Annotated in this window: 24 protein-coding genes and 1 pseudogene; 18 read left to right on the top strand and 7 right to left on the bottom strand. The window is 48.2% G+C overall.

All coding sequences use genetic code 11. From position 1 onward, the window contains the following. Window positions 1-3: 3 nt before the first annotated feature. The 3 genes from ACP4CD_RS18010 to ACP4CD_RS18000 all read right to left on the bottom strand — a co-directional run bounded on the left by ACP4CD_RS18010 (window position 4) and on the right by ACP4CD_RS18000 (window position 4,555). Window positions 4-3,273, bottom strand: a complete 3,270-nt coding sequence (locus ACP4CD_RS18010) for a SpvB/TcaC N-terminal domain-containing protein (RefSeq protein WP_426991935.1) — start codon at window positions 3,271-3,273, stop codon at window positions 4-6. Window positions 3,274-3,479: 206 nt separating this feature from the next. After that, window positions 3,480-3,920, bottom strand: a complete 441-nt coding sequence (locus ACP4CD_RS18005) for a LuxR C-terminal-related transcriptional regulator (RefSeq protein ID WP_426991933.1) — start codon at window positions 3,918-3,920, stop codon at window positions 3,480-3,482. Window positions 3,921-3,976: 56 nt separating this feature from the next. Then, on the bottom strand, window positions 3,977-4,555 hold the full coding sequence (locus tag ACP4CD_RS18000; RefSeq protein WP_426991932.1) for a hypothetical protein: 579 nt from the start codon (window positions 4,553-4,555) through the stop codon (window positions 3,977-3,979). 1,017 nt (window positions 4,556-5,572) lie between these two features. Here ACP4CD_RS18000 and ACP4CD_RS17995 point away from each other — a divergent pair. Then, window positions 5,573-6,493 (top strand): EamA family transporter, encoded by a 921-nt coding sequence (locus tag ACP4CD_RS17995; RefSeq protein ID WP_426991931.1) that lies wholly within the window; start codon window positions 5,573-5,575, stop codon window positions 6,491-6,493. Between the two features lie 123 nt (window positions 6,494-6,616). Here the strand turns inward: ACP4CD_RS17995 and ACP4CD_RS17990 are convergent, their stop codons facing one another. The 3 genes from ACP4CD_RS17990 to ACP4CD_RS17980 all read right to left on the bottom strand — a co-directional run bounded on the left by ACP4CD_RS17990 (window position 6,617) and on the right by ACP4CD_RS17980 (window position 9,038). Then, window positions 6,617-7,264 (bottom strand): glutathione S-transferase family protein, encoded by a 648-nt coding sequence (locus ACP4CD_RS17990; protein WP_426991929.1) that lies wholly within the window; start codon window positions 7,262-7,264, stop codon window positions 6,617-6,619. Window positions 7,265-7,306: 42 nt separating this feature from the next. Then, window positions 7,307-7,663, bottom strand: a complete 357-nt coding sequence (locus tag ACP4CD_RS17985) for a nuclear transport factor 2 family protein (protein ID WP_426991928.1) — start codon at window positions 7,661-7,663, stop codon at window positions 7,307-7,309. Between the two features lie 472 nt (window positions 7,664-8,135). Further along, window positions 8,136-9,038 (bottom strand): serine/threonine protein kinase, encoded by a 903-nt coding sequence (locus ACP4CD_RS17980; RefSeq protein ID WP_426991927.1) that lies wholly within the window; start codon window positions 9,036-9,038, stop codon window positions 8,136-8,138. A gap of 42 nt (window positions 9,039-9,080) precedes the next feature. Between ACP4CD_RS17980 and ACP4CD_RS17975 the strand changes: the two genes are divergently transcribed. Then, window positions 9,081-9,944, top strand: coding sequence for a YicC/YloC family endoribonuclease (locus ACP4CD_RS17975; RefSeq protein WP_064031391.1), 864 nt, complete (start codon window positions 9,081-9,083; stop codon window positions 9,942-9,944). Window positions 9,945-9,964: 20 nt separating this feature from the next. After that, window positions 9,965-10,393 carry a winged helix-turn-helix domain-containing protein gene (locus ACP4CD_RS17970; protein ID WP_281021741.1) on the top strand — a complete coding sequence of 143 codons (429 nt, stop codon included), beginning with the start codon at window positions 9,965-9,967 and terminating at the stop codon, window positions 10,391-10,393. 154 nt (window positions 10,394-10,547) lie between these two features. Here the strand turns inward: ACP4CD_RS17970 and ACP4CD_RS17965 are convergent, their stop codons facing one another. After that, window positions 10,548-11,777, bottom strand: a complete 1,230-nt coding sequence (locus tag ACP4CD_RS17965) for an NADP-dependent isocitrate dehydrogenase (RefSeq protein WP_426991925.1) — start codon at window positions 11,775-11,777, stop codon at window positions 10,548-10,550. Window positions 11,778-11,924: 147 nt separating this feature from the next. Here ACP4CD_RS17965 and ACP4CD_RS17960 point away from each other — a divergent pair, with 147 nt between their 5' ends. The 15 genes and pseudogenes from ACP4CD_RS17960 to ACP4CD_RS17890 all read left to right on the top strand — a co-directional run bounded on the left by ACP4CD_RS17960 (window position 11,925) and on the right by ACP4CD_RS17890 (window position 24,033). Beyond that, a complete protein-coding gene (locus ACP4CD_RS17960) occupies window positions 11,925-12,506 on the top strand; it encodes a MarR family winged helix-turn-helix transcriptional regulator (protein ID WP_064031394.1) in 582 nt (193 codons plus the stop codon). Between the two features lie 5 nt (window positions 12,507-12,511). Further along, the gene (gene ubiK / locus ACP4CD_RS17955) at window positions 12,512-12,763 is read left to right on the top strand and encodes a ubiquinone biosynthesis accessory factor UbiK (RefSeq protein WP_426991924.1); all 252 of its coding nucleotides are present in this window, start codon (window positions 12,512-12,514) and stop codon (window positions 12,761-12,763) included. Between the two features lie 4 nt (window positions 12,764-12,767). Beyond that, a pseudogene (locus ACP4CD_RS17950) lies at window positions 12,768-13,418 on the top strand (magnesium chelatase domain-containing protein); the annotation flags it as partial. 125 nt (window positions 13,419-13,543) lie between these two features. Continuing rightward, the gene (locus ACP4CD_RS17945) at window positions 13,544-15,088 is read left to right on the top strand and encodes a recombinase family protein (RefSeq protein ID WP_426991922.1); all 1,545 of its coding nucleotides are present in this window, start codon (window positions 13,544-13,546) and stop codon (window positions 15,086-15,088) included. A 677-nt stretch (window positions 15,089-15,765) separates the two neighbouring features. Continuing rightward, entirely contained in the window at window positions 15,766-18,084 is a 2,319-nt protein-coding gene (locus ACP4CD_RS17940; RefSeq protein ID WP_426991921.1) for a replication endonuclease, read from the top strand. A gap of 243 nt (window positions 18,085-18,327) precedes the next feature. After that, a complete protein-coding gene (locus ACP4CD_RS17935; protein WP_426991920.1) occupies window positions 18,328-18,624 on the top strand; it encodes a hypothetical protein in 297 nt (98 codons plus the stop codon). Window positions 18,625-18,705: 81 nt separating this feature from the next. Continuing rightward, on the top strand, window positions 18,706-18,903 hold the full coding sequence (locus ACP4CD_RS17930) for a major capsid protein (protein WP_426991919.1): 198 nt from the start codon (window positions 18,706-18,708) through the stop codon (window positions 18,901-18,903). 74 nt (window positions 18,904-18,977) lie between these two features. Further along, window positions 18,978-19,319 (top strand): hypothetical protein, encoded by a 342-nt coding sequence (locus ACP4CD_RS17925; protein WP_426991918.1) that lies wholly within the window; start codon window positions 18,978-18,980, stop codon window positions 19,317-19,319. 60 nt (window positions 19,320-19,379) lie between these two features. Beyond that, window positions 19,380-20,891 carry a virulence factor TspB C-terminal domain-related protein gene (locus tag ACP4CD_RS17920; RefSeq protein WP_426991916.1) on the top strand — a complete coding sequence of 504 codons (1,512 nt, stop codon included), beginning with the start codon at window positions 19,380-19,382 and terminating at the stop codon, window positions 20,889-20,891. An 11-nt stretch (window positions 20,892-20,902) separates the two neighbouring features. Next, window positions 20,903-21,196, top strand: a complete 294-nt coding sequence (locus ACP4CD_RS17915) for a DUF2523 family protein (RefSeq protein ID WP_426991914.1) — start codon at window positions 20,903-20,905, stop codon at window positions 21,194-21,196. A 74-nt stretch (window positions 21,197-21,270) separates the two neighbouring features. Further along, a complete protein-coding gene (locus tag ACP4CD_RS17910) occupies window positions 21,271-22,377 on the top strand; it encodes a zonular occludens toxin domain-containing protein (RefSeq protein ID WP_426991912.1) in 1,107 nt (368 codons plus the stop codon). Between the two features lie 81 nt (window positions 22,378-22,458). Next, the gene (locus tag ACP4CD_RS17905; RefSeq protein ID WP_426991911.1) at window positions 22,459-22,719 is read left to right on the top strand and encodes a hypothetical protein; all 261 of its coding nucleotides are present in this window, start codon (window positions 22,459-22,461) and stop codon (window positions 22,717-22,719) included. Window positions 22,720-22,965: 246 nt separating this feature from the next. Then, window positions 22,966-23,331, top strand: a complete 366-nt coding sequence (locus tag ACP4CD_RS17900) for a hypothetical protein (RefSeq protein ID WP_426991909.1) — start codon at window positions 22,966-22,968, stop codon at window positions 23,329-23,331. 3 nt (window positions 23,332-23,334) lie between these two features. Further along, a complete protein-coding gene (locus ACP4CD_RS17895) occupies window positions 23,335-23,655 on the top strand; it encodes a hypothetical protein (RefSeq protein WP_426991908.1) in 321 nt (106 codons plus the stop codon). A gap of 3 nt (window positions 23,656-23,658) precedes the next feature. Continuing rightward, a complete protein-coding gene (locus ACP4CD_RS17890) occupies window positions 23,659-24,033 on the top strand; it encodes a hypothetical protein (protein WP_426991906.1) in 375 nt (124 codons plus the stop codon). Window positions 24,034-24,491 lie beyond the last annotated feature (458 nt).

Genomic DNA, 24,491 nt, shown 5'->3' with positions numbered 1-24,491 from the left:
TAGTCATCGCTCCAGGTCGCGCCGGCCGGTTGCAGATAGGGGGATCGTGAGAAGGGCCAGAGACGCGGCGGATCGTCGCGATGCTTTATGGGTCATCCCTTCGGCCGCTCCCGCGTGCTTACCGATGGCGACCAGGGATTGATCGCCGGCAGCCGGATCGGCAATCGGGTCGGCCGCACCGTAGAGGACTTTCAATTGCGCGTCGCTGAATACCAGGTGCTCGGTCCGGGTCAGTGCGCCGAAATCGCCCAGTTGCCCGAGCGGCAAACCGGCGAACGCCGGCCCGTCGTAGAAATTCAAGGTTTGCGCGAACAACTGGCTGGCCGCTTTGCCGGATTGCACGGCACTCCACAGCATCGACGCCGATCGTTTTCCGTCGTTGATCACTTGGTATTGGCTGATCTTGACGGTCCGGTCGATCAGGTAGCGCCGGTCGTCGTCGCGTTTCGCGTATACGGTTTCGCTGACGGTCGCCAGATAAGGCGATACCGGGCCGGAAGCTGCCGACCGGTAATCGCGGCCGCGCGGCACGGCAATCGCCAATGCCGCGGTCGAGCGGCCGTATTGATCGGGTTCGGCCGTGAATGCCAATTGCGTCAACGGCTCGTTGCCGCGTTCCCACTGGCTGGTGCGTTCGGCCAACCCATAGGCGAAATAAATCCCCGGTCGGCCGCTATCGTTCGGCGGCGGAACTTCTTCGCGCACTCCCTGAAGGTGTTCGGTCACGGTGTAGGGCCGATTTTCCCGTTCGCTGCCGTCCAGCGCATACAATTCGGTGCGCAGAACGCTGCCGCGTAAAGCCCTGAGGGCGTCGCGCTTACGCCGCCTGGGTAGAGCGTTGAGTTTGGCGGTTACGGCAGCGGGGCGGTCCAAGGCGTTGGTATCTCCGGGCCAAAATTCGGGCCGGCAGTCCAGTTCCCGCCAATCGCCGAATTCGTCTCCAACCGGTCCTTGATGAAACCAAGTGCGGGTTTCCAGCGGCGGCGAAAACTGTTCGGCGCCCACCGCTTCAAAAGCTCGCCCGCCGTGCAGTCCACTACCGTGAAAGTGGGCAAAGACTTCGCTGTCGAGCTGATCGACCCGGCCGAAGCCTCGAAATTCGCGCTCCGCACCGTCCCAATAGCCGTGGCGGTAACGGTATTCGCTGGTGAGTTTGCCTTGGGAAATTTGGTCGATGACTTCGACCTTGGCAACCACTTGCACCGGCATCGGCAGCGGGGTTTGCCAACGATAGGCCGGATGCGCTTGGTCCTCCAGATAAAAACGCGTGGACGGCGCGTAAGCGACTTTGGTCAGCGCCCCCATGTGGTTGTCCATTTGCGTCAATAAATACGGCTTGACGCCGCCGCAAAAATCCAGGAAATACATCGGCGGCCGGCCCGAGCCGTCGGCATCGCGGCTCCACAACAAACCGCGATGGCCGCTGCCCAGTAAATCCACTAGGCGAATCGCATCGATGTCGGTAACCGCCGGGGTGCCGGTGATTTCGATGGGGTCGCTCCACCGGTTTCCGCTCTGATTAATCCAGATCAGGACTTTGCGATCGTCCACGTAGACGATGTCGGCCAGTCCGTCGCCGTCGATATCGTCGATCAAGATCCGTTTCGGGTCGTAACCGTAGGGCAATCGCGGACTATGCGCCATCGCGACGCGAGCGCCCCAATCGCCGTATCCAAGATTGGGCCAGTAGCTGACGTTGCCGTCATGAATCAGTGCGATGTCTTGCAGACCGTCTCCGCTGAAATCGCCCCATTTGACGCGCGGATCCGAGAAATTGACGTTGGGGAAGCGCTCCAAGGCTTGACGTTCGACAGCCCGGCCGGTCTGCCAGCCAACATTGCGGTCGTTGAAGAAAACTTCGAGGCGGTTACTACTGCGAATGGCATCGGTCACACCATCGCCGGTCAGATCGACCAGTTTGACTTCGTGGTCTTGGAAATTAAAGCTGGGCGCTACGGTATATCGGCGAAAGGCGTTTTTATCCCATAGGCCGTCGTAGCGTAGCGGGAAATAGCCGGACAGATTGTCTCGGTGCACCAGCAAATCGATACGGCCGTCGCCGTCGGCATCGATCAATTGCACGCCCGCCTCACCCAAATTCAAGCCGGCCGGCGCGTCGGCCATTGGACGCGGCTCGGCGAAACGGCCATCGCCAAGATTGCGCCAATAGCGGGCGGTACCGTTCAGTTGCACGATGTCCGGCAAACCGTTACCGAACAGATCGGCCAATTCGTATTCGGGATGGGCTAGCGACGCCGCCGGCAATGGGCCCTTTACGGCAAAAAAGGTTTGCGCCTTTGGTTGAAAACGGCTGTAGTCGAAAGTCAACGGCGGCAGAAACTCCGTAGCTTGTCCGTCGCGGCCTTCGACGCGAATCCTGGCAAGTAACGAGGCGCCATTAAGCGGCAGTTCCGCGCCACCGAGTTGATCGAGATAGTCCAAATGATAGTTGCGAGTCAGCCTTTCTTGATCGGCTTGGGTATAGATTTCGATCCGAACGCAGCGGCGCGTCGTACGTACCTCGAAGCCGGCGCGGTAGTCGGAAAAAGGGTCCGGGCGGTCTGCGTAAACAAAACGCACCCGGACCAGGAAGTGCGGATTGGCGGGATCGCCGTAGTCCGCGTAGCGCAATTCGGATAGGTAAAGTTGATCCCAGCGGCGCAAAGCACCTTCCGGCTGAATGTCGCGCTCATAGACATAGTCGATGCGATTGCCGAACGGATCGACGGTTTGGCTGAGTTTCCAGGCGAATATTCGCTGCCGGTCGTTCGGGTCGGCAATCGTCGCCAGTTCCGGCGCGGCGGTTGCCGCGGAACCGTAGTAACTGACCAGACCGTCCTTGCTCGAGACTTGCCAATAGTCACGTACCTTATCGCGGCGATGAACGATGCGGGCAAACAGCCCTTCCGAACGAGGGCGGTAACGGGTAATGCCGCTGGCTTCGTTGACCGGCACCAAGTCTTCCGCGCCGGACAGCAAGAAGGTGTCGCTACGGTCGTCGTAGCGCGGCAGACCGCCGGACGTTTTACGCATCACGCCAGGCACGCTGAGTGCCCAGCCAAATCCGAACGGGCCGTTGCCGCTGCCGGTACTGTAACCGAGCGTCAAATGCGGTTGGAAGCCGTTGCGCCCGGAAGGCAGCACAATAGGTACGCTGAAGTTCCCGGTGCCGGTATGTAAGTCGGGAGAAAACTTTTCGCCTAAGCCATGAATTGCCCCGCCGCCTTGCGGCAAGCCGATGATTTGACTGGATGTGCCTGATTTGTTGCTCATTTAGGTACCGAAAATTTGGTCGTATCGTTGCGGTTTTCAGATTAAGGCATAGGCTCAACAGGCCTAACGCATTGACTTAGGCCATAGCGTATACAACTCAACCTTGCCCAAACATCCTCTGTAAAGGGGGTATTTGGGCAAAACTGTCCTCTAGTCGGGTCCGCGTATGCCAATTCGCTACAGCCTCAACCCGCCGGGTTCGTTAATCAATGAACAGAGTTGACGCTCAGAAGCAAAGGCAATAAATCGCCGCGCTGCCGGATATTCAGTTTTAAATATATTTTTCCGGCATGGTCTTTCACGGTATTTTGCTTAATATGCAGTTTTCGACCAATTTGCTCGAACGATATGCCTTTGGCCAATAACATCGCGACTTCCTTTTGCGTCGGCGACAACGGAAAGTTCCGAACAGCCCTTAATAACTTTAACTCGATCGGCTCACGGTATTTCACGGTGACGCCAATCATATTGTTACTGTCTGAATCGAGATTATTTAACCAATAACCTTTAAAGCTAAAGGCGCCATAGGGGTTTATGCGATCGAATGCCGGGATGGCGCTCTCTTTGCCGCGATGGATACTGACTAGATCATCAGCTAGTTTCTTTAGATTTTCCAGTAACCGGTTATTCTGACGTCTGTCAATCAATGTTCTTGGCGTATCGGCTAACTGTATTAAGCGTTTAGCTTCCGGACATTGATAAATTAACCCCCCTCCGGATTCATAATTAACATTCCCTGGGATGCGGTGTTTCCATACTCGGTGGCTTGGTTAGGCTTTGCCTGATAGGCGTGCGAAAGATAGGCGATTAAGCTGGTTATTTGATTTCGATCGCCGCTGCTAAAATCGGCCTGATTTTTTGACCGATATAAACCCAACACGCCAACCTGACTGTCGTTAATAGGCACTTTAATCCAGCTCGTGTAATGCATATCGAAGGCTCGATAAATAATATTGTAGACATCGGATTTGTAAAATTGATCATCCACGATACGAGGGTCGTCAAGCGTTGGCGATTGCCGAAACCAATTGGCGACCCGAACGAGTCGCTCCTTGGTATGGTGATCCCTTAATACGTTCGGAACAGCGGGCGCCAGATACCCTAAATCGAATCCCGTCAGGTGATAAATAGAGCGTAGTTGCTGATCGCATACCGAAAAAGTATTACTATTCGATTGAATAAGATTCGGAATCGCTCGCAGAAACTCAGTCGTGATTAATTCACTACTTAAATTTGAGCAACAAATTTGGCGTAAATAGGCCAATGCGTGACTTTTTCTCATACGACATTCTCTTTTACGATGTGAAAAATTAACTAATATCGCAATGCGATTTAGCTTCCGGCGTTTAATGTAAATCTCAAACTGCGGACTGTCTTGGTAAATAGCGCACAGCCTTAGTGGACACGCGTGCAGTTTCTTGCAGAACATATCCCCGAAGCAAATAAAATCGTTGAATTTAAGCCCGATGCAGAGTTCAGATTATATGCAAGGTAATATTTCACATATTAAATACTCATTCGCACGCGACATAACCACTTAAAATACGCGGGTACTCCGCTAAATTGCTTGCCTATTTCAAGCCGCTAAAATAAATGCTCTTCAAAGCGATTCGTTGTAGCTGTATCTCGGAGGACACTTAGGCCGTTTGAGCGTTTTGGTAGCCCGGCGGCTAACTTGGAAGCTGCGAATAGCCGATATAAGCTTTTCACCGATACATTGAAATTTGTTATTGCAGAACCAGATAAGCCTTTACCCTTGTCCCACTTATTTCGCTTGATTTAATCGGGGCGGTTTCACATGGTCCAAAGGGGCGTTGATCGAAACGACGCTCCTCTGCGCTTCCCCCGTCATTGACCAACTCAGGGTAAACTTGCGACTTATATGTGCGAGACCAACCTGGGCGCGTGCCGTAGCCCACTCCACTTTCACGCCTAACGATTCCTAGAACCCAATGCAAGCAAATGCTCAGCGCGAAGATCGATCGATGGCTCCGGCCACGACTTTCGACCGTCACAACAACGCCTCTCAAACCCGGTATCCCGGCTTGTTTTCGAGACACCATCCGATCGACTACCCGGAAACACGGATTCTTTGGCATAGCAACGTTTCGACTGATCGAATCGACGCAGCGTCGACGATCGAACCCGCCTTGGCGGGTCCCGCCGAGGCTGTAGCGTATGCCGATTTAACCAAGCCCAACCAACGTCCGGACTTGAATCTCTGGCGACCTTACCCGGCATTTGGGGGCCGGCGGGCACCAACGCGCTCAGGCCCCGGAGACCCACGGTTTTGCGCGCGATGAAGGCGAAAATTTGGGCCGCGTTGCTGGCGGTCTATCTGGTGTGGGGCTCGACCTATTTGATGATCCGTTTCGTCGTCGAAACGCTGCCGCCTTTCTTATCGGCGGGCTTTCGCTTCGTCGTTTCCGGTCTGATTTTACTGGCTTGGCGGCGGCTGGCCGGCGATGCCGCGCCGACCGGACGACAGTGGCGTTCGGCCGCTATAGTCGGTACCTTGTTGTTACTCGGCGGTAATGGTTTGGTGTGTTGGGCCGAGCAAACCGTGGCGTCCGGGCTCACCGCGCTGATCATCGGCGCCGTACCGATGTTTCTGGTGATTGCCGACGCTCTTCGGCCGAACGGCGTCCGACCGACGCCGCGCGTACTCGTTGGCTTGATCATCGGCTTTTCCGGCATTTATCTGCTGGTCGGACCGACGCCGGATACCGAAAGCATGCCGTTAAACATCTTCGGCGTGGCGGCGTTGCTGTTGGCTAGTTTGCTGTGGGCGATCGGTTCGATCTACAGTAAGAGCGCGGATTTGCCGAAATCGGCCTTGATGACGACCGGCGCGGAAATGCTGAGCGGGGGAGTGGCCTTGTTGCTGGTCAGCCTGCTCGGCCAAGAGTGGCGCGCTTTCGATCCCGCCGAGGTATCCACCGAGTCATGGCTGGCATTGGCCTACCTGATCGTGTTCGGTTCGATGATCGGTTTCGCCTCTTATGCGTGGTTGTTGCAAAACGCCTCGATCTCGCTGGTGGCGACGTATGCCTACGTCAATCCGCTGGTCGCGGTGTTTTTAGGAAATTGGTTCGCCCAAGAGCCGCTGACGCCACGTATTCTAGGCGCGTCGGCAATCATCATCGGCTCTATCGTCTTCATGAATAGCTCGCGTGCTGCGCGGCCGAAACCGCAAGCGGCCCGGCGCGCGAACGACTGATGCACCGTCGTTGGCACTGGTTTTAAAAAACATCGCCGCAAGCTAGCGCTAGCTCGCGTGGGCTTAGCGCTTTCGGTTTACACAGCCCTATGCTGTTTTCGTCTGGACGTCGAGACAAGCGGCTTATTCGAACTGCGGCAGCACCTCGGTTTCGGCGCGACCGGCCGTCAGCCATTCTTGCATGGCGGGTTCCGCCAACACGGTTTCGATGTAGTCCCGCGATTCCGGTCCGTGGGGGAGGGCGTAAGCCTGAAAGCGCAACGCGACCGGCGCGTACATCGCATCGGCGATCGTGAAGCGGCCGAACAGCCAAGGACCGCGCTCCGCGTAGCGTTGCCGGCATTCTCGCCAGATCGCGTCGATCCGCGCGGCGTCGGCCTCCGCGGCGTCTGGCAGCGCTTTGGCGGCCGGCGTCCGGCTGACGTTCATCCCGCAATGTTCGCGCAGCGCCATGAAACCGCTGTGCATCTCGGCCGCCAACGCGCGCGCCAGTGCTCGTTCGGCGAAATCTTCCGGCCAGCCTTGGGTTTGCGGAAATCGCTCGGCCAAATATTCCAAAATCGCCAGAGAATCCCAAATAGGCAGTTCTCCGTCCCATAACACCGGCACCTTGCCGGCGGCCGAGTAGCGCTGGATTTCGGCTTTCGAGCCCGTCTGGTAAAGCGGGATGCGTACTTCCTGAAATTCGATGTCGTGGTGTCTCAAAAATAGCCAGGGCCGTAGCGACCAGGACGAATATTTCTTATTGCCGATGATTAAGCTCAGACTCATGTCGATTAGCTCCTGACGAACAAAAAGGATCAACGCGGAGCGCTAACGCCGATAATGCGCGTTGACGCGGGTGATTTTGGCATCCTGATCGATTTCCATGACTTCGGCGGCCAGCAAGTCGTTAACGCTACGGTAAACTAGGGTCAGGCTAGCAACGCCGGGCAATGCGTGCAATAGCGTGAAGTGCAAATCGGGATATTTGCTTAGGCCGATCCGGAAATATTCCCGCAAGGCCGGTTTGCCGACTACCGTGCCGCTCGCTTCGCCCAGTAAAGCCTGCGCGAACGGGCTGGTAAACTCGATTGAGTCGGCATAATGGCCTAGGATACGCGCCAGGTCGCGGTCGTTCCAAGCTTGCAACCATTCTGCGGCGAAGCGGTCTGCAAATTCTTCGGTCATTGGGCGTCCCTTGAAGAGAGAGTGCGTGTCGAATCAGTCCGCGGCGGAGATGCGTTTATCAAGCGTTACCGCATGGCCGCTAGCTATCGCGTCCGAAACCGTTTCCACACTGCGGGGATTGTATGGTATTCCGGGGCGAAAACCGTCTTCTGCTCGGCAGGCCGGCCAGAGGGCCAAACGGCGGCGAGCGCGCATATTCTACCGATTATTTCAGGTGGCTAGAAGCTCGGGCCAGCCGGCGATACCGCGCCTAGCGAATGTCCGTCCGCCGGCTTAGGACTACCGCAGGGGGACTTATCATGCGTAATACCCTCTGAAATACCATCCGAAGATCGCCGAGCAAACACCCGACACGTCCCATTACCAACGATCCCTCGCGACGACAACTGAAGCCGCCATCCTCAGAAAAACTCGCCGGCCGTCATAGGCCCGGCTCGGACGGCATCGGGTAATTTGATCCGAGAACGCCGCGTTAACCCGCCGGGCTCAGCGCCGCCTGCATTTGCGCGACGCTTTGCGGACGGTGTTCCGGAAACACCGCCATCGCCCAATCGATGGCCTTTAGCAGATATTCCGGGTAACGGCGTTTGAAGGCCTTGACGGCCGGCGGCAAATCGTCTTGCTTGACCCGGTCGGGCGACGACATCGGAATCCGGCAATCCAAACAGGCGCGCATACTCGCGCCCACCGCATACAGGTCGGACCAAGGTCCCAGATTGCCTTGGCTATCGTATTGTTCGATCGGCGAATACCCGTTGGTCAGCACCTTGGCTCGACTGCGTTGCGGCGACAGCGAGATCTTGCGAATCGCGCCGAAATCCAGCAACAGCGGATCGTTGCCGCTACGGATCAAGATGTTGGCGGGCTTGATGTCCAAGTGTACCAAGCCCTTGTGATGCACGACTTCGATACCGGTCAGCAATTGCCGAAACACGGTCAAAAGGAATTCCTCGGTGATCGGCAGCATGCGTTTGTGGAGAATTTTATCCAGGGTGACGCCGTAGTCGTAGGCCATCACCATGTACACGGTATCGTTGGCTTGAAAGAAGTTGATGACGTCGACGATGTTGTGGTGCTTGAGCATCGCCAATACCTTGGCTTCCTCGAAAAACAAGGCCCTGCCGCGCATGAACAACGCCTTGGCTTCGTCGCTGTTCGGCACGACCACATTGTTCCAGGTGCGGTGCGCCAGCTTGCGCGGCAGGTATTCCTTAATCGCGACTTGTACCTGATCGGCCATTTGCCTGGCCAGATACACCGAACTGAAGCCGCCGTGCGCCAATTCCCGCTCGATCATGTACTGATCTATAATGGTGCCCGATTGCAGGTAATTCCACTGCTTAGGATAGGTTTCGGGATCGTAGTATTCGGCCATGGGCAAGCAACGCGGATTGAGGCTCTGGATTATAGGTGAAAAATGATTAGAAGCATGACCGCTTTCGCGGACGGCGAGCTGAGCGCCGACAACCTGACATTATTGTGCGAGCTGCGTTCGGTCAATCACCGCTATAGCGACGTCAGCGTCAAATTGCCGGAACGCTTGCGCTTCGCCGAAGCCGAGGTTCGGCGCCTGATCTCGGAAAAACTCAAACGCGGCAAAATCGAATGCTCGCTCGGCTACAAAAAACAAATTGGCGAACAAAGCTTGCACGTCAACCACGAATTCGTGCGCAAGTTGCTAAGCGTAACCGCCGAAATCGAAACGGCCATGGTCAATCCCCAGCCATTCTCGGCACTGGAAGTCTTAAGCTTTCCCGGCGTGCAACAAGAAACCGAAATCGACAAGGAAGCCTTGCGCGAGCTTATCCTGCGGTTGCTCAACGCTACACTGGAAAAAATGCTGGATACCCGGGCTCGCGAAGGGACGCAACTGGCACAGTTGATCGACGACCGTTGCCAAAAAATCTCCTTGCTGGTCGAAGCCGCGCACAAACGCATGCCGGATGTCCTGCATAACTTGCGCGGCAAGCTGACCAGCCGGGTCGTCGAAATGGTCGCCGATCCCAACTTCGACCGTCTGGAACAGGAACTGGTCCTGCTGGCGCAAAAATTGGACGTGGCCGAGGAATTGGACCGTTTGGAAACCCACGTCGCCGAAGTCCAACGCACCCTCAAATTGCCGGAGCCGGCCGGCCGCCGCCTGGACTTCCTGATGCAGGAAATGAACCGCGAGGCCAATACGCTCGGGTCCAAGTCCGCCGACCGGGAAATGACCCAAATCTCGATAGACTTGAAAGTGCTGATCGAACAAATGCGCGAACAAATTCAAAACGTCGAATAAGCCGCCCATTCGGAATTCACATGAGTGTTAACGACACCAAAACCGGCCACGCCGATCCTACCCTGAAACTGACATTGCGCCTGATGCACTGCGGCGAAATCGCGATGGGTCCGGGCAAGGCCGATTTGCTTGAAGCCATCCAATCCACCGGTTCGATCAACGCCGCCGGCAAATCGATGAACATGAGCTACCGGCGCGCCTGGCTGCTGGTCGACGTGATGAATCGCAGCTTTATCAAACCGCTGGTTCAAGCCGCCAAGGGCGGTCGGCACGGCGGCGGCGCCAAACTGACGCCGTTCGGCCTGGAAGTGTTGGCAAATTATCGAAAAATGGATCAAGCGGCTAAATCGGCTGCCAGAGCCTACTTGCCGCTGTTCGACGGACTGATGGCCCCCGCCGATTCCGTCAGCCAGGCGGAAACGTTACCGGCGGATGCCGAGACTGAATAATCCGGTACCTGAATTATCGCTAAGGCATCTTCCCGGCCCGAGGGCAAGACCGAGTCGGTTCCGGCAACTTTTAGCCTGCGCGACGCAGCCCTCAGCCTGAAACGCCTCGGCCACCGCAACAAAAACCCAATCAGCGCGTCATGGGTTTGAGTACTTACCCGGCCAGACGCCGCTCCAACCGACCCCGCAAGGTCTCCAGAAACGCTTCGGTCGTTTGATACTGGTCCTCGTTCAAGTTCTCGCCATGAATGCACAAAGCCAAATCCTTGGTCATATAGCCTGCTTCGACGGTATCGACGCATACTTTTTCCAGCAAGTCGCAGAAATGAATGAGCTCGGTATTACCATCCAATTTGCCGCGAAACGCCAGGCCTCGCGTCCAGGCGAATATCGACGCGATCGGGTTGGTCGAGGTCGGTTTGCCCTGTTGATGCATGCGGTAATGGCGGGTGACGGTACCGTGGGCGGCTTCGGCCTCCATGATTTTGCCGTCCGGCGTGACCAACGTCGAGGTCATCAAACCCAGCGATCCGAAGCCTTGAGCGACGGTGTCGGACTGGACGTCGCCGTCGTAGTTCTTGCAGGCCCAGACGAAAGCGCCATTCCATTTCAGCGCCGAGGCGACCATGTCGTCGATCAGTTTGTGTTCGTACACAATGCCCTTAGCCTGAAACAAATCGCGGTATTCAGACTGATAAATGGCCTCGAAAATGTCTTTGAAACGACCGTCGTATTTTTTCAATATCGTGTTTTTAGTGGACAGGTACAGCGGCCAGCCGCGATCCAAGGCCACGTTAAAACAGCTGCGAGCGAATCCGGCAATCGATTCGTCGGTGTTGTACATGGCCAAGGCCACGCCATCGCCGTCGAAGTGGTAGACCTCGAAGCTCTGCTCCGGGCTGCCGTCATCCGGCGTAAAGCCGATTCTTAACTTGCCTTTGCCCTTGGTGACGAAATCGGTAGCGCGGTATTGATCGCCGAACGCGTGCCGGCCGATGCAAATCGGCTGAGTCCAGTTCGGCACCAGTCTGGGCACGTTTTTACAGATAATGGGCTCGCGGAACACGGTGCCGTCCAGAATATTGCGAATGGTGCCGTTGGGCGATTTGTACATTTTCTTCAAGCCGAATTCCTCGACTCTGGCCTCGTCGGGTGTGATCGTCGCGCATTTGATACCGACACCGTATTTTTTGACCGCCTGAGCGGCGTCGATGGTCACTTGGTCGTCGGTGGCATCGCGATGCGTGATACTCAGGTCGTAGTATTCGATCGGCAGATCCAGATAAGGCAGTACCAGTTGGTCCTTAATGAAATGCCAGATGATGCGAGTCATTTCGTCGCCGTCGATTTCGACGACCGGCTGATTGACGGTAATTTTCTGCATGGCGGCCTCCGATCGGATGGATAGAAGCCGCCAGTATAGCCCGCCGCCTCGAGAACCGGTGCGGACAATTCGGTAACTCGAGGGAATCTGATCCGGCTATCCGCGCAAGCCACACCGCGTGCGAGTGCCTGTGTTAGAATCGAAACAATGCAGGAATTAGAGACTTTTAAGCTGATAGAGCGTATCAGCGCCATATTGCGCTCGGAAGAGCGCAAAAAATACGCGGCGATCGGCTTGCAGCCGGTGCATGGCCAAGTGCTGGACTATTTGGCCAAATGCAATCATTACAGCAACACCCACGCGGCTGTCGCGGAATATCTGGGTTTGACCAAGGGTACGGTATCCCAGACCATCCAGATTCTGGAGCGGCGGCATTACTTGGAGAAAACCACCGATGCCGTCGACGGCCGGGTAGTACACCTGACGCTGACCGAAACCGGGTACGCTCTGCTGGAAGACTTGAAACCGCTGGATGTGTTTAAGCACGCCGAAACCCAACTCAGCGAACGCGAGTTCGAGACGATAGGTCAGGCCTTGCGAGCCACGTTGAGCGTGTTGCAAAAAGTCAATAATTCCAAAAGTTTTGGGCTGTGCCGCTCTTGTCGACATTTTGCCGTCGAGGCCAACCATTATCATTGCGGCCTCACTGAACAACCGCTGGCGCGCGGCGATACCGAAAAGATTTGCCGCGATCACCAGCCATTTTCCGATCCACACCACGAAGAGTAACCGCCATGTTCGATACCAAGACCATCGATAACCTTGCCGACCGCATCTCTAGCGCTATCCCGCCTGGGCTGCATAATCTGAAGGACGACATGGAGAAAAACATCCATGCCTTGTTGCAAAGCGCCCTGTCCAAGCTCGATTTGGTCAGCCGCGAGGAATTCGAAGTTCAAAAAGCCGTACTGGCCAAAACCCGCGCCAAGCTTGAAGACTTGGAAAAACGCGTTGCCGAGTTGGAGCAGCGGCTTCTCAAAGACTGAACCGATGTCGCTGGCAGTGGTGTACAGCCGGGGGCGCACCGGCATAGACGCCCCGCTAGTCACCGTCGAAGTCGATGTCGCCAACGGCTTGCCGGCCCTAAACATCGTCGGCTTGCCGGAAACCGCCGTCAAGGAAAGCAAGGATAGGGTGAGGGGTGCGATCGTCAATTCGCAATTCGAGTTTCCGATCGCGCGGATCACCGTCAATCTGGCGCCGGCCGATTTGCCCAAGGAAGGCGGCCGTTTCGATCTGGCTATCGCGCTCGGCATTCTGGCCGCCTCCGGCCAAATCCCGAAAACCGCGCTTCACGAATACGAATGTATCGGCGAACTGGCACTGGGCGGCGAATTGCGGCCGATACCCGGCGCGCTACCGGTCGCGATTCACTGCCGCAACGCCGCCAGGCAACTGATTTTACCGGTGTGCTGCGCCGCCGAAGCCAGTCTGATCCAAGACGCGGCATTGCTGCCTGCCCGCACTTTACTGGAAATCTGCGCCCATCTGACAGGCCGGCAAGCCATCGACTCCGCGTCATACGCATTTGGGCTACCCACGGCCGCATTCGACATCGATTTTGCCGACGTTCACGGACAATTCCACGTCAAACGCGCGCTGGAAATAGCCGCCGCCGGCGCCCATAACTTATTCATATTGTAAACTCAGGACTCCGGTCTTGAGTTCATAACATCATTCTATTGTGTACACAGTTCTCTGGTTCTGTGTTTATAATATCCTGCCATTGTGTACAAAGGACCATTTTCAATGGTATAATTTTAATCATGCAAAATCAATCACTTAATAAAAAAGCTTATAGCTATATTCGTTTTTCAACCCCCGAACAGTCTAAAGGTGACAGTCTTCGTCGACAGACTAAACTAGCAGTCGATTATGCGCTTGCGAATGGTTTGCAGTTGCAAGACATTTCTTTTAAAGACCTTGGTATTAGCGCTTGGGATGGTTCAAATTTCGAGGTCGGCGCTCTTTCCGCTTTTCTTGCTGCTGTTAAAGATGGCTTTATTCCTTCTGATTCTTATCTGCTTGTTGAAAGCTTAGATCGTATTTCTCGTCTTAAAGCTCGTGCTGCCGCCGCTATACTTGGCGATATTTGTGATTTAGGTATTTCAGTTGTTACGCTTAACGATAACAAAGTTTATACAAAAGACTCATTAGATAATGATTTTGCCTTTATCATGGCTGTTCTTATCTTCGTTCGCGCAAATGAAGAATCTAACGTTAAGTCGGATCGTTTGAAATTCGCTTGGGATAAGAAGCGTGGCGAGGCTGTAAGCAGCAAGAAGCCGATGACAAAGCTTATCCCGGCATGGCTTCGTGTTGCTGATGGCAAGATAGTAAAAAACGATAGACGCGTTCGCATCATTCGCTTTATTTTTGCCAAGTTTTTGGCTGGTGTTGGTTATGCCTCAATTGCTTCTTTGCTTAATGAAAAGGGCATAAAGCCATGGCAACACGGCAAGTTCTGGCATAGGTCATATATCAAGAAAATCTTGCAGAATCCTACGGTTATTGGTCATTTTACACCTCACGTTATGCGGCGTGATGGTCACAAGAAAACTCGTATACCTCTCGAAACTATAGTGGATTATTTTCCCGCTATTATCGACGAAGATGTTTTTTATCGTGTTCAAGCGATGTTTACGACTGTTCTTTCTAAGTCTACGAAACAAGCGAATATTTTTGCTATGCTTGCTAAGTGTCCCCTTTGCAAGTCGACTTTGACACGCAAAAGCTATGGCACTCATGAAAAATCAGGCTCTCCGGCTCTCATTTGCACGAATGCACGCGCTAAAGCTGGTTGTGATTTTAAGCCGCTCAAGATTGAGCCGCTTGAGCATTTTTTTATTAAGTATATAACGCCTATACTCAATCATACACCTTCCACGTTATTTGTTGAGCAGCAACGTTATAAAGAGCTTTCCGCTCTCATTTATCATATTGATATGCAGCTTTCTAATTTGTCAAAAGCTCTTGCTATTAATTTTTCTGAATCTCTTTCTAATACTGTTTTTGAGTTAGAATCAGAAAAGAAGGCTATGCAGAAAGAGCGGGAGCATATTGAGTTTGTTATGTATGAATCATCAGCTGACATTATTCAACGTCGACGTTCAGATGTTATCAATTATTTTAAGAATTATGACGGCAATGCTGCTGCTGCTAATTTGTATCTCAAAAGCATGATTAATGCTATATATTTTGATCGTGAGTATTGTGAAATTGTTTGGAAAAACGGACATTCTACTTTTGAGCATTATGTAGTTTATGATAACTTAATTAATATCGACGTTGATGTTGAGACGTTTTGGTAAATTACAGATTACACATGTAATCCTACACTCGTAAAGTGTAGGATATTACTCTTTCAAAGCGTAGATAATTACAGATTACACGTGTAATTCTACACGTGTAAAGTGTACTAATTTACACCACTCAACAACATCATTATTTTCAGTAGCGAGAAACCATACATGCTTTCTCGCCACCTGTCCCGCCGCGTCTTCCTGCCTTATAATCACAATATAGTTATTTTTCCATTATATAGACAATAACAGCAATTCTTTATATTGCTCTTATTGTCTACATAACACAAACATAGTTATAATCTCATTATCTATTAAATAATCGATATATAACATATATTCAATTATGTTATATATCTAAGCATTATAATAATAGTTTCACTTGAAACCGAAAAAAATGAAAAATATCGTGAATGGAAAAAAGCGGATTCTTGTTTTTAGTGATAACAGCCAGCGAGGACGCAAATAATGAAATTAAAAATAATAATATTAGTATTTAGCTGGCTATAATCGCTTGCGCAGCGTTAGCGCAGGCGTTTCATCTATGAGAATAGAACGGAGTGAACATCGACAGCTAATATATATTTTGTGATATTCATCAAATAAAATATTAGTTTCTATATTATCGTTATTCTAGTTATTACATATAATATAGTTATACAGTTAAAACTAATTCACGGACGAATATGTATCATCATTCTTTCGATGACAGGAAATATCATATTATAGGCGATTTTAATACCGCCTCGCCCGTGCTTGATTATCGTAAAGCTTCTAAACTCAAAGGCTCTCCGAATAAAGTTTTGATAGTAGATCGCAAAGTCTCAGGCGTCGCGCGTACTCAAACAGTCAATAATCGTCCACGTGTTGTTGTCGACTGCTTGACACGTATCTTAATGCCGCAAGCTTTCGCTGGCGACATATCCAAAAAGCCTATCTTGGGGCCTGCTTTGTATCATACAGAGTATGGCACTTATTCTTATCCCGTCACAGCGCACGAGACTTTGCCATCTGCTTTTGATCCTTGTGACAATCCTTTTTTCTATGGTAGTGAAGGTCATCGTCTCGAATGCTCTTATTATCCAACCGCTGACGAGCATGTGCAGGCTGTCAGAATCATTGACTCGCTTCAATTCGATACTGCTAAAAAATTCGAGTTTCTAGCTAAGTATTTCAAGCATTTCGGCTTTTGTCTTCCTTCCTCTCCCGACTATCATGGCTTGATTAAGCGTTGCAATCGCAAGTTCTTTTTAGGTCGCAAGGGGCGTCAGTATCGTGAGACAAGGGCGCAGCTTGATTCTTTTTTCGGTTTTGTCGGTAAGCGTAGCCATCAGGCGCTTTATGTTGCTGATTGGGTTGTCGATGACGCTCAAAAGCGTGGCATTCGCAATGAAGAATATTTGAAATCTACATGGCAAGTTTCCAGTGTCGGTGTTTCGACTTTATATGACGCTTGGGAGTCTTCTGAGAGCAATCCCGTTAATCGCCGCTCCTCTTTGATGACTCGCATCAACGGTATGGAAAGAGCCGCCAAGGCGCTTGGCTATAGCTGTCTTTTTTTGACTTTTACAGCTCCGTCTGATCATCATCCTTCGTCGTTCAAATATTTCGCTTACACTCCGCGCGAGACGCTGAATCTTCTTAATGGCCAGTGGAATGAGTTCCGCACAGAGTATTGTAAGAATAGAAAAATTCCCATGTTCGGTCTTTCGATGATTGAGCCACATAAAGATGGTTGTCCTCATCTTCACAAGCTGCTTTTCTGTCCGCCTTATCTTGTCGATGCCATTGTTGAAGAGCTTTCACGTATCTTTTTGCGTGTTGATGGTGACGAATCCGGCGCCGCACCTCTTCCAGGTTTTAACCATTTTTCAGCTGAGTATTTCCGCGTTGTCAAGGGCGAATATATCGCTTGCGAAAAAGATGATGACGGCTCTTTGCCTGCTTGCGGCGGACGCTTGAAAGCTGTGCTTATCGACGACGAGAAAGGCAGCGCTACGGGTTATGTGATCAAGTATGTCACTAAGTCGCTTGGTTTTGACGTCGACAATGAAGATTATGATGTTCAATCTGACATCAATTTCAGAATACGCGCTTGGTCTAGCCTTTATCGTGTTCGTCAGTTCGATTTTTTTGGTAATCCGCCAAATTCTCTTTTTAAAGAGTCTCGTCGCATGTTTCAAGAGTGTTTCGTTAATATTGGTAGTAAGGAAGAGCCAAATTATCAGCGTCTTGAAAAAGATGGCAAAAAGCTTTGTTTTGGCAATCAGCAGTTAACAGATACTATTGATCGTGCTGTTTATCATGCGGGTCATTCAGATTATCAGTCGTTTGTGGACGCTATCGGTGGCTTTGCAGTTCCTAAGAAGCAACTTGCTTTAAAGACTTACTCGATTGAAAAATTGAACGTTTATGGTGAGGAAGTTAAAAAGCTTGACGGGCTTGAATATGAAACGACGTTAGAAGAAAACTTCTGCGTTGCTGTCGTCGACCGTCATTGCAATCATGCTGTTCAGTGGACTATCTTGAAATGTCCGCCTGTCGATTTGTCTCTGAAAAAGTCTTTTGACGATTTAGTTTCTTCGTCTCTTAGTCTTGATGCTTCTTATGTCATTCATGAGCATAAAAAGCGGGTTTCTGGTTTTTTTGATAAAAAGCCTGTTTCTGTTTTTCTCGATTCTTTCGTTTCCAAGCATTTCAATAATCGACATGAATTTGACGATTATGTTTCAGAGTATTCGAAACAAATTATTTCTTATCTGTCGTCGGATTTTGATTTTGATAAGGCTGATATTGTGCGCGGAGCGCTTGCCAGCGCAGCAATGCCGAGCGACGGTGAGGAGCGAGGATATTGCCAGCGGGCTTCTCGGACTCGTATCAATAATTCTGTAATCAAAGTAAAACAGGAAATTAAAGAAAAAGTGCTTTTTTCTTGCTATCCATCTATTACTAAGCGAGGTACGAGAGTTAGATACTCTCATTTGTATGGTAATTTTAGGAATTAGCTAGTTTTGTTATTCAAAAAACATCCATTTTAACCCTGATATTTTAATATCAGAGTATTTATTTTGTCTTTAATTAAAAATAGTATCTTTTTGCCATCTATATTGCTATTGTAATTAAGTAATTAACTGCTATAATTATTAATGAAAGCTCAAAAGGTTTTCATTATTCTGTTTACCCCGCTAGAGATACTAGCGGGGGTTTCTTGGAAAACGGTATTTAAGCAAACTAAATGGATTTAGAAAATGATTACTCTTCAAGGACAAGTTTTAAATATCTTCAAATCAGATGACTATAAAAACGCTAGGACTGGCGAGGTCACTGTCGGCAGGTCACGTGTTCAAATTCTAGGCGAAAATCATCTCGAAAACGGCGATGTTCAAATGCAAATTTTTGAATTGTCACTGCCTGAAAAATTTCAGTCAGAGATGAATGAATACGTCGGTCATGTTGTTAAGTTCGGTATCGGTGTTGGCGCAACGCAAAATGGTAAGACTTATCTGACTATTTCGCAAAAAGCCAGAATCGAGTTTATTAAGTAATTCGCCGTTTTGGCAAATCCGCCGCTTGTCGGTCACAAGTAGAGCAAGACGCTCATTTTTAATCAATAAGGAAATTAAGTTATGAAATCTGTAAGTCAAAAAATTGCCGCTGTATCTGCTTTGACCGTTGGCGCTGTAGCTTCTGCAAATGCAGCATTGCCGTCTACTGTTACTGACACTATCACTTCCTCTACCGCTGATATGGAAGCTGCAGGCTGGTTGGTCGTTGGTGTTGTTGTTGTGATTTTCGGCATCAAGCTTGTAAAACGCATGTTCTAATTTTAGAACTGTTTTGCAATAAGGAAGGGGGGCTTATGCCCCCTTTTTTATAACAGATTAATAAAATGGAATTTATGAATCTTTACGATGATTATTGTTATTCGACAATTCAAGAAGCTGCTAATGCTGAAATTGCTCGTCCCGTGCAAGCTGATTCTGCCGGAATATCTGTTGTCACTGCTTTTTCTGTTAAGTCTCAAACATCTGTTGATTTAACCATTAATTATAAGCAATTTGGTAATCAACAAGCTGCCACGTATTTGCTTAATCGTATTTATCCCTCTTGTAGTCAGGTCGGTTATCAAAAATCGTACTCTGGATTGACTTCTGTTGACGACGCAACGCAGCTTGGTTGGCTTATGGCAGGCGCTTTTGTCGCTGCTTTTATGATTAAAGTTCTTCGTAGAGTGTTTTAAAGGGGCAATAGAAATGGATTTCTTTTTTATCTGTATCGTTATAACAATAGCGGGGTCTGCATGGATCGCTTGTTCTTAATCTTGTTATTTTTCTTTATATCGTCTGCATCTTTTGCCGGCCCCGTTGTTTCTCTTTTTAGCGTTTCTCGCGCGGGTACAGCATCTACTGTTAGAGTCGGCGCTGCTGCTTCGTCTTTTCCTGCTGCTGTTGCTAAAGTGCCCGCTGGTGCCGCTTCAACTGGCGTTGCCGGTATTGGCGTTCAAGCTGCATCAAACGGTGCTCAGTATCGTAGCAACGTCATTAATCTTTTTCCTGATTTGAATGGCCCCTTTACAGTTTCAAATGCTATTTCTGCTTCTTCTATTGCTTCTTCCGCTGCGTCTCTTTTGACTAATTCGCGTCTCAATCCATGGATAATTGGCGGTACTGTTCTTTGGGGTGCGGGAAACGCGTTGTGGGATTATTATCATAATGCGGGTGTTTCTTATGACCCGGAAACGGGTCAATACGGTCTTATTCCGTTGCCCATCACTGATGCTTTACTTACTTATACTGCTCAAAATCTTGCCGGTGTATCTTCTTCTGATCCCGTTTTTGTCGCTACTGCTTACATGCGTGTTTTGAACACTCAGAACGGTTTGCCCAATTGTGACGTCGTGGGCGTGCCTGCCGGTTATAATGCAAATGCTTGTTTAGTTTCGGTTGCTATTGATCATCTTGGCGTCGGTCTAGCTGCTAGCATGTATCATCTTTTGAATAAAGCTGGCAATAATTTTTTTGGCACTCATTATTATCTTAATTCTACGCGTGGTACTACTTGTCCAGTTGGTTATACATACAGCAGTTTGGGTGAAGAATGTTATTTAACAGACCCTAATCCCGCTGTTACTCCTGCCACTACGTCTGAAGTCGAGCAGCGTTTAAATAGCGCTCCGTCTGTTTCTCCTCAAAAACAAGCTGATACAATTGCTGAAATCGGCAAAGTAGACCCTGCTGCTTTGCCGACAGGCGACGCCCCCGTCATTGAATCTGTTCCAGCCCCTGAGACCACTGCTCCCCAGACTTCAGTCTCGCCCGACGGCGCTGTACAGACGACAACTAAAACAGTAACTGCGACAAAAACGGGTCCGCAAACTGCAACAGTTACAGAAATGACTAGCGTTAAAACAACGCCGGCATCTAGTATTGAAACGACTGTAAATATCGAAAATGCCCCCTCTCCAGTTGTTTTGTCCGGCTCTTCGCCTTCTAGTTCTGATCCTGCCGCTTCTCAGTCTCAGACCGATTGCGATAAGTATCCTGATATTTTGGCTTGTCAAAAAGTTCAGACGCCGACACTAACGATGTCGCCGCTTTTGACTAAAGATGCTGATATTCCCGCTGATTTAGATAACCATAGCTTCGGCAATCCTGGTTCTTGTCCAACGCCACCGAAATTTACTTTGTACGGTAAAGAGATTGTTATGTCTCTTGATTTTATCTGCGGTTTTTTAATTGATATTCGTCCTGTTATATTATTGCTCGGTTATTTATTTGGTGCATTAATTATATTTCGCAATAACGTTTCATAAAAGGGAATTTTATGGTTGCCATTATTCAGCTTGTTTTTAAATTTTTACTTCTCAGAACATTATTTATGCTGGGTGTCGGTATCATATCTTATATGTCGCTGACATCTTTAGCTAACACTCTTATCGCTAAGATGCAGCTTGAATATAATTCTATTCCACAGATGACGCTAGATTTGCTTAATCTAGCTGGCGTAGGTCAATTTTTGGGTATTATTTGTTCTGCAATAGTTGTCAGAGCCGGATTTATGGCAATGAAGAAATTTGGCGCTGTCGCTTCTGCAGTAAGCAATTTAGATACATTTTAATATTTGGCATATTCAATAGATAGTCTATAATATTAATTAGGAAAGGATTTTCTAATTAATAAAACGGATTATTTATGATTGAATTATTTACCGGCACCCCCGGCACCGGCAAAACTGCTTTTGTTGTTGATAGATTGTTAGATTTTGTAAAAGACAATCCAGAGCGAACAATTTATCAGCATGGTATTAATGAGCTTCAAATTCCTCACGTTAAAGTTTATTGTCACAGTGATCAATGTGATTTATGCGGTCGTCAGCGCCCGTTAATCGAGGCTCGCAAAGCTGATGGCTATAAACCACTTTATGTTGAAAACTGGATAGAGTGGAAAGAAGAAAACAGCCTTATCATCATTGACGAAGTGCAACGTATTTGGCGCAAGAATATTACTAAGCCCGGTGAAGATATAACGCGCTTAGAAACCCATAGACATTATGGTATAGATTTCTGGTTAATTTCTCAAAATCCTGGCTTAATCACGCCGTCTGTGCGCGATTTAGTTGGTCATCATATGCATTTAGTTTCGAAATGGAACGGACGTTGGCAATATGAATGGTTTGAATGTAAGGAAAATCCGCAGAATATCAGCGGCGCTGTCACACGTCGCTATTCATTGCCAAAACGGGTTTACGGTCTCTATAAGTCTGCTGAAATGCATACTAAGCAAAATAGAAAATTGCCGCCGCAGCTTTATTTCTTGATTTTTGCTGTTCTTTTTACGCTTTTTGGCGCTTATCGTTTTTCTAAAAAAATTTTTAACGGGGGTAAAGAGTCATCTGTTCCTGTCGTCGTTGATTCTAAAAATGAACATAAAAACTCCGTCGTAGATGGCATCAAGCCATCAGATTCTCTTCCTATTAAAGATTTTCCTGATTTTAAACCTTCAATAGAAGGGCTTATTGAATCAGCTCCTGCCTATCGTGATTTGATTAAAGTAACGTCTGCTCCATTGCTCGCTGCTTGTGTCAAATATCACGATGATTGCCGTTGTTATACGACTCAGGGTTCTCCTTACCCCTCTACAAAAGAATATTGCGGTGAAGTTGTGAAAGGTAATCGTTTTAATCCGTATCATGTTGAGCAGCTTGTTCAGCAGCGTGTTCAATTTCAGCCGCCTGTTCAGCCGTCTGCTCAGTCGCCTGATATTAATAATCTTCCTTCTTCAGATTTTAATATTAACTAATAATATATTAATTGATCTTGAAAGTTATGAGTTATGTGTAATAATCTAATTGTAAGTTAAATAAATTAAACGGAGTTAATTATGTCCATAAATAAATTGCAGTCTGATATTGAAGCTTTAAAGCATTCTCTTGATATATTCGAGCGTCATTTCAAAAATGATGTCCATCATTTGCTTGCTTCTTATCGTGAGCTTGTTAATCTTCAATCAGATTTGATTGTAGAGTTGCAAGATTATTCTTATCCTCGTAAAACTTTAAATCATGATCTCGTTCTTGACGATGATTCATACGTCGAGCCAATTTTTAATGATTTTGATTTTCAGGGGACATGCTATGAATGAATATCAGTTATTGCTTTTGAAAGAGTTAATCGAAATGTGGAGCAAGAATAATGGATAACGTTAAATTGATGATTGCCGGTAGGTTCAACAGAAAGCATGGTCTTACTTTCCTTCGTTTTTCATCTGATCAAGCTTTTGTTGATCGTATTTTAGAAGATTCTGTCGACGAAACTCTGACTGTTAAGATTTTAAGAGATAGTAACGATCACAGATCATATGTCATGCACATTCTCGATTAAATTCGACATGGATAGATATTCTTTTCATGATAGTGAAACATATAAAATATCCGGCGAAGATTTTTATCTGTATGTTCTTGAGCAAGAAAGGCAAGGCATCAATGCCTTGCTTTCGGGTGATGCAACTGCGCGATTCAGGGGTTCTTTTGTCGTCATAAATTACAAATCCGGCAAAATTCGCGAAACATCACCACATATTCAATATTTGGTTGATCGGCTTACATCGTCTGGTTTGTCTGTCGACAAACAAGAACAGATATTGCACGGTTGTAATGACGAAATTGCAATTAATTATTTAAGAAGTCTTATTGAGCAAGACTCTTTAAATAATCTGATTGAAAGTAATGATGATAACAATTTGATGGAGTTTTAAGTCATGGAAGACAATATAGCACAATTTCTCATTGACAAATTAAAAGATTCGCAAGCATTTCTTCAAGATGCTCGCTCTGATAATGATTATGTTTATGTTGTTTATCGCAGCAAATATCTGTTTTCCTGCGCAATGCCGTTTCGCGACGTTCTTTTACCGCTTGCTCAAGCCGATCTTAACGAAAATGAGCTTGCTCGCATTTTGGTAAATTGTTCAATGTTGCAGCAGTTAGAAGCTCGTCAGTATATACGAAGCTACCGCGACGACATTCATCTTTGTGATTACATCGATCTTGATAACGATATAAATGCTCTTGTGTTTTAGTTTATGAAAGACAAGTATATCGAAGATTTAACCAAGAAAATCGACTATAACAGTTTCTTGATTCGCTGCTTGTATTTCGACATCAGCGTCATTTTTGCTGAACAAGGTTTACTTTATTCTGAGCATGATGTTTATAACGTCAGCAGAAATGGTCTTTCTAGTTTTTTTAATGCTGAATATTTATCCTTGCTTGATAAAGTTTCTAGTTTGATTGATCATAATATCTTTTTGAAAGATACTTTGGATTTTGTCAACAAAATGTCAGACGATCACGACCATCGGCTTTTCGTTATTTATGCTTTTGCTTTTTTTCTCATGATGTCAGTCGTATTGCAGATAAATCTAGCTGTCATCATTTTCTCTTTTTTATCGATTTGATCTTGCAGTTTTCTGATTCAAAAGAATTAACTCAGTACCGCGTCGACGTCATGTTTTTGAACAATTTCTATTTCGTTTCTATAACTAAGACGCGTGGCTTCAGTGTTGCTTATAATGATTTCGTCCATGAAGATTTTTCTATGCCCCTTTATAGTCGTCGCAAATATAATCTCGATAAATTTCACGTCTATGATTATCTCTTAACAAAGTCTGATGATTATCAAGAAAAGTTTTTTAATCGCTTGAAAATGGTAGATGCTGATATTTCTGAATTCTATTCATACAAAGAAGAATATACTCTTAATCTATTAATTGTCGATGATAATATCCCTGTCCATGATTTTAGTTTCTAATTATTTGCTATATTCGTCACAAAATATTTTAGAAATTCAATAAAAATATATTAATGAAGGTGGTAAAAAGATATATACTATTATTATAGACAAACTAAATTAAAC

The sequence above is a fragment of the Methylomonas stagni genome, assembly GCF_050154735.1.
GTDB classification, from domain to species: domain Bacteria; phylum Pseudomonadota; class Gammaproteobacteria; order Methylococcales; family Methylomonadaceae; genus Methylomonas; species Methylomonas koyamae_A.
The sequence above is the reverse complement of the archived record's forward strand: the minus strand, read 5'-3'. Positions and strand labels throughout refer to the sequence as shown.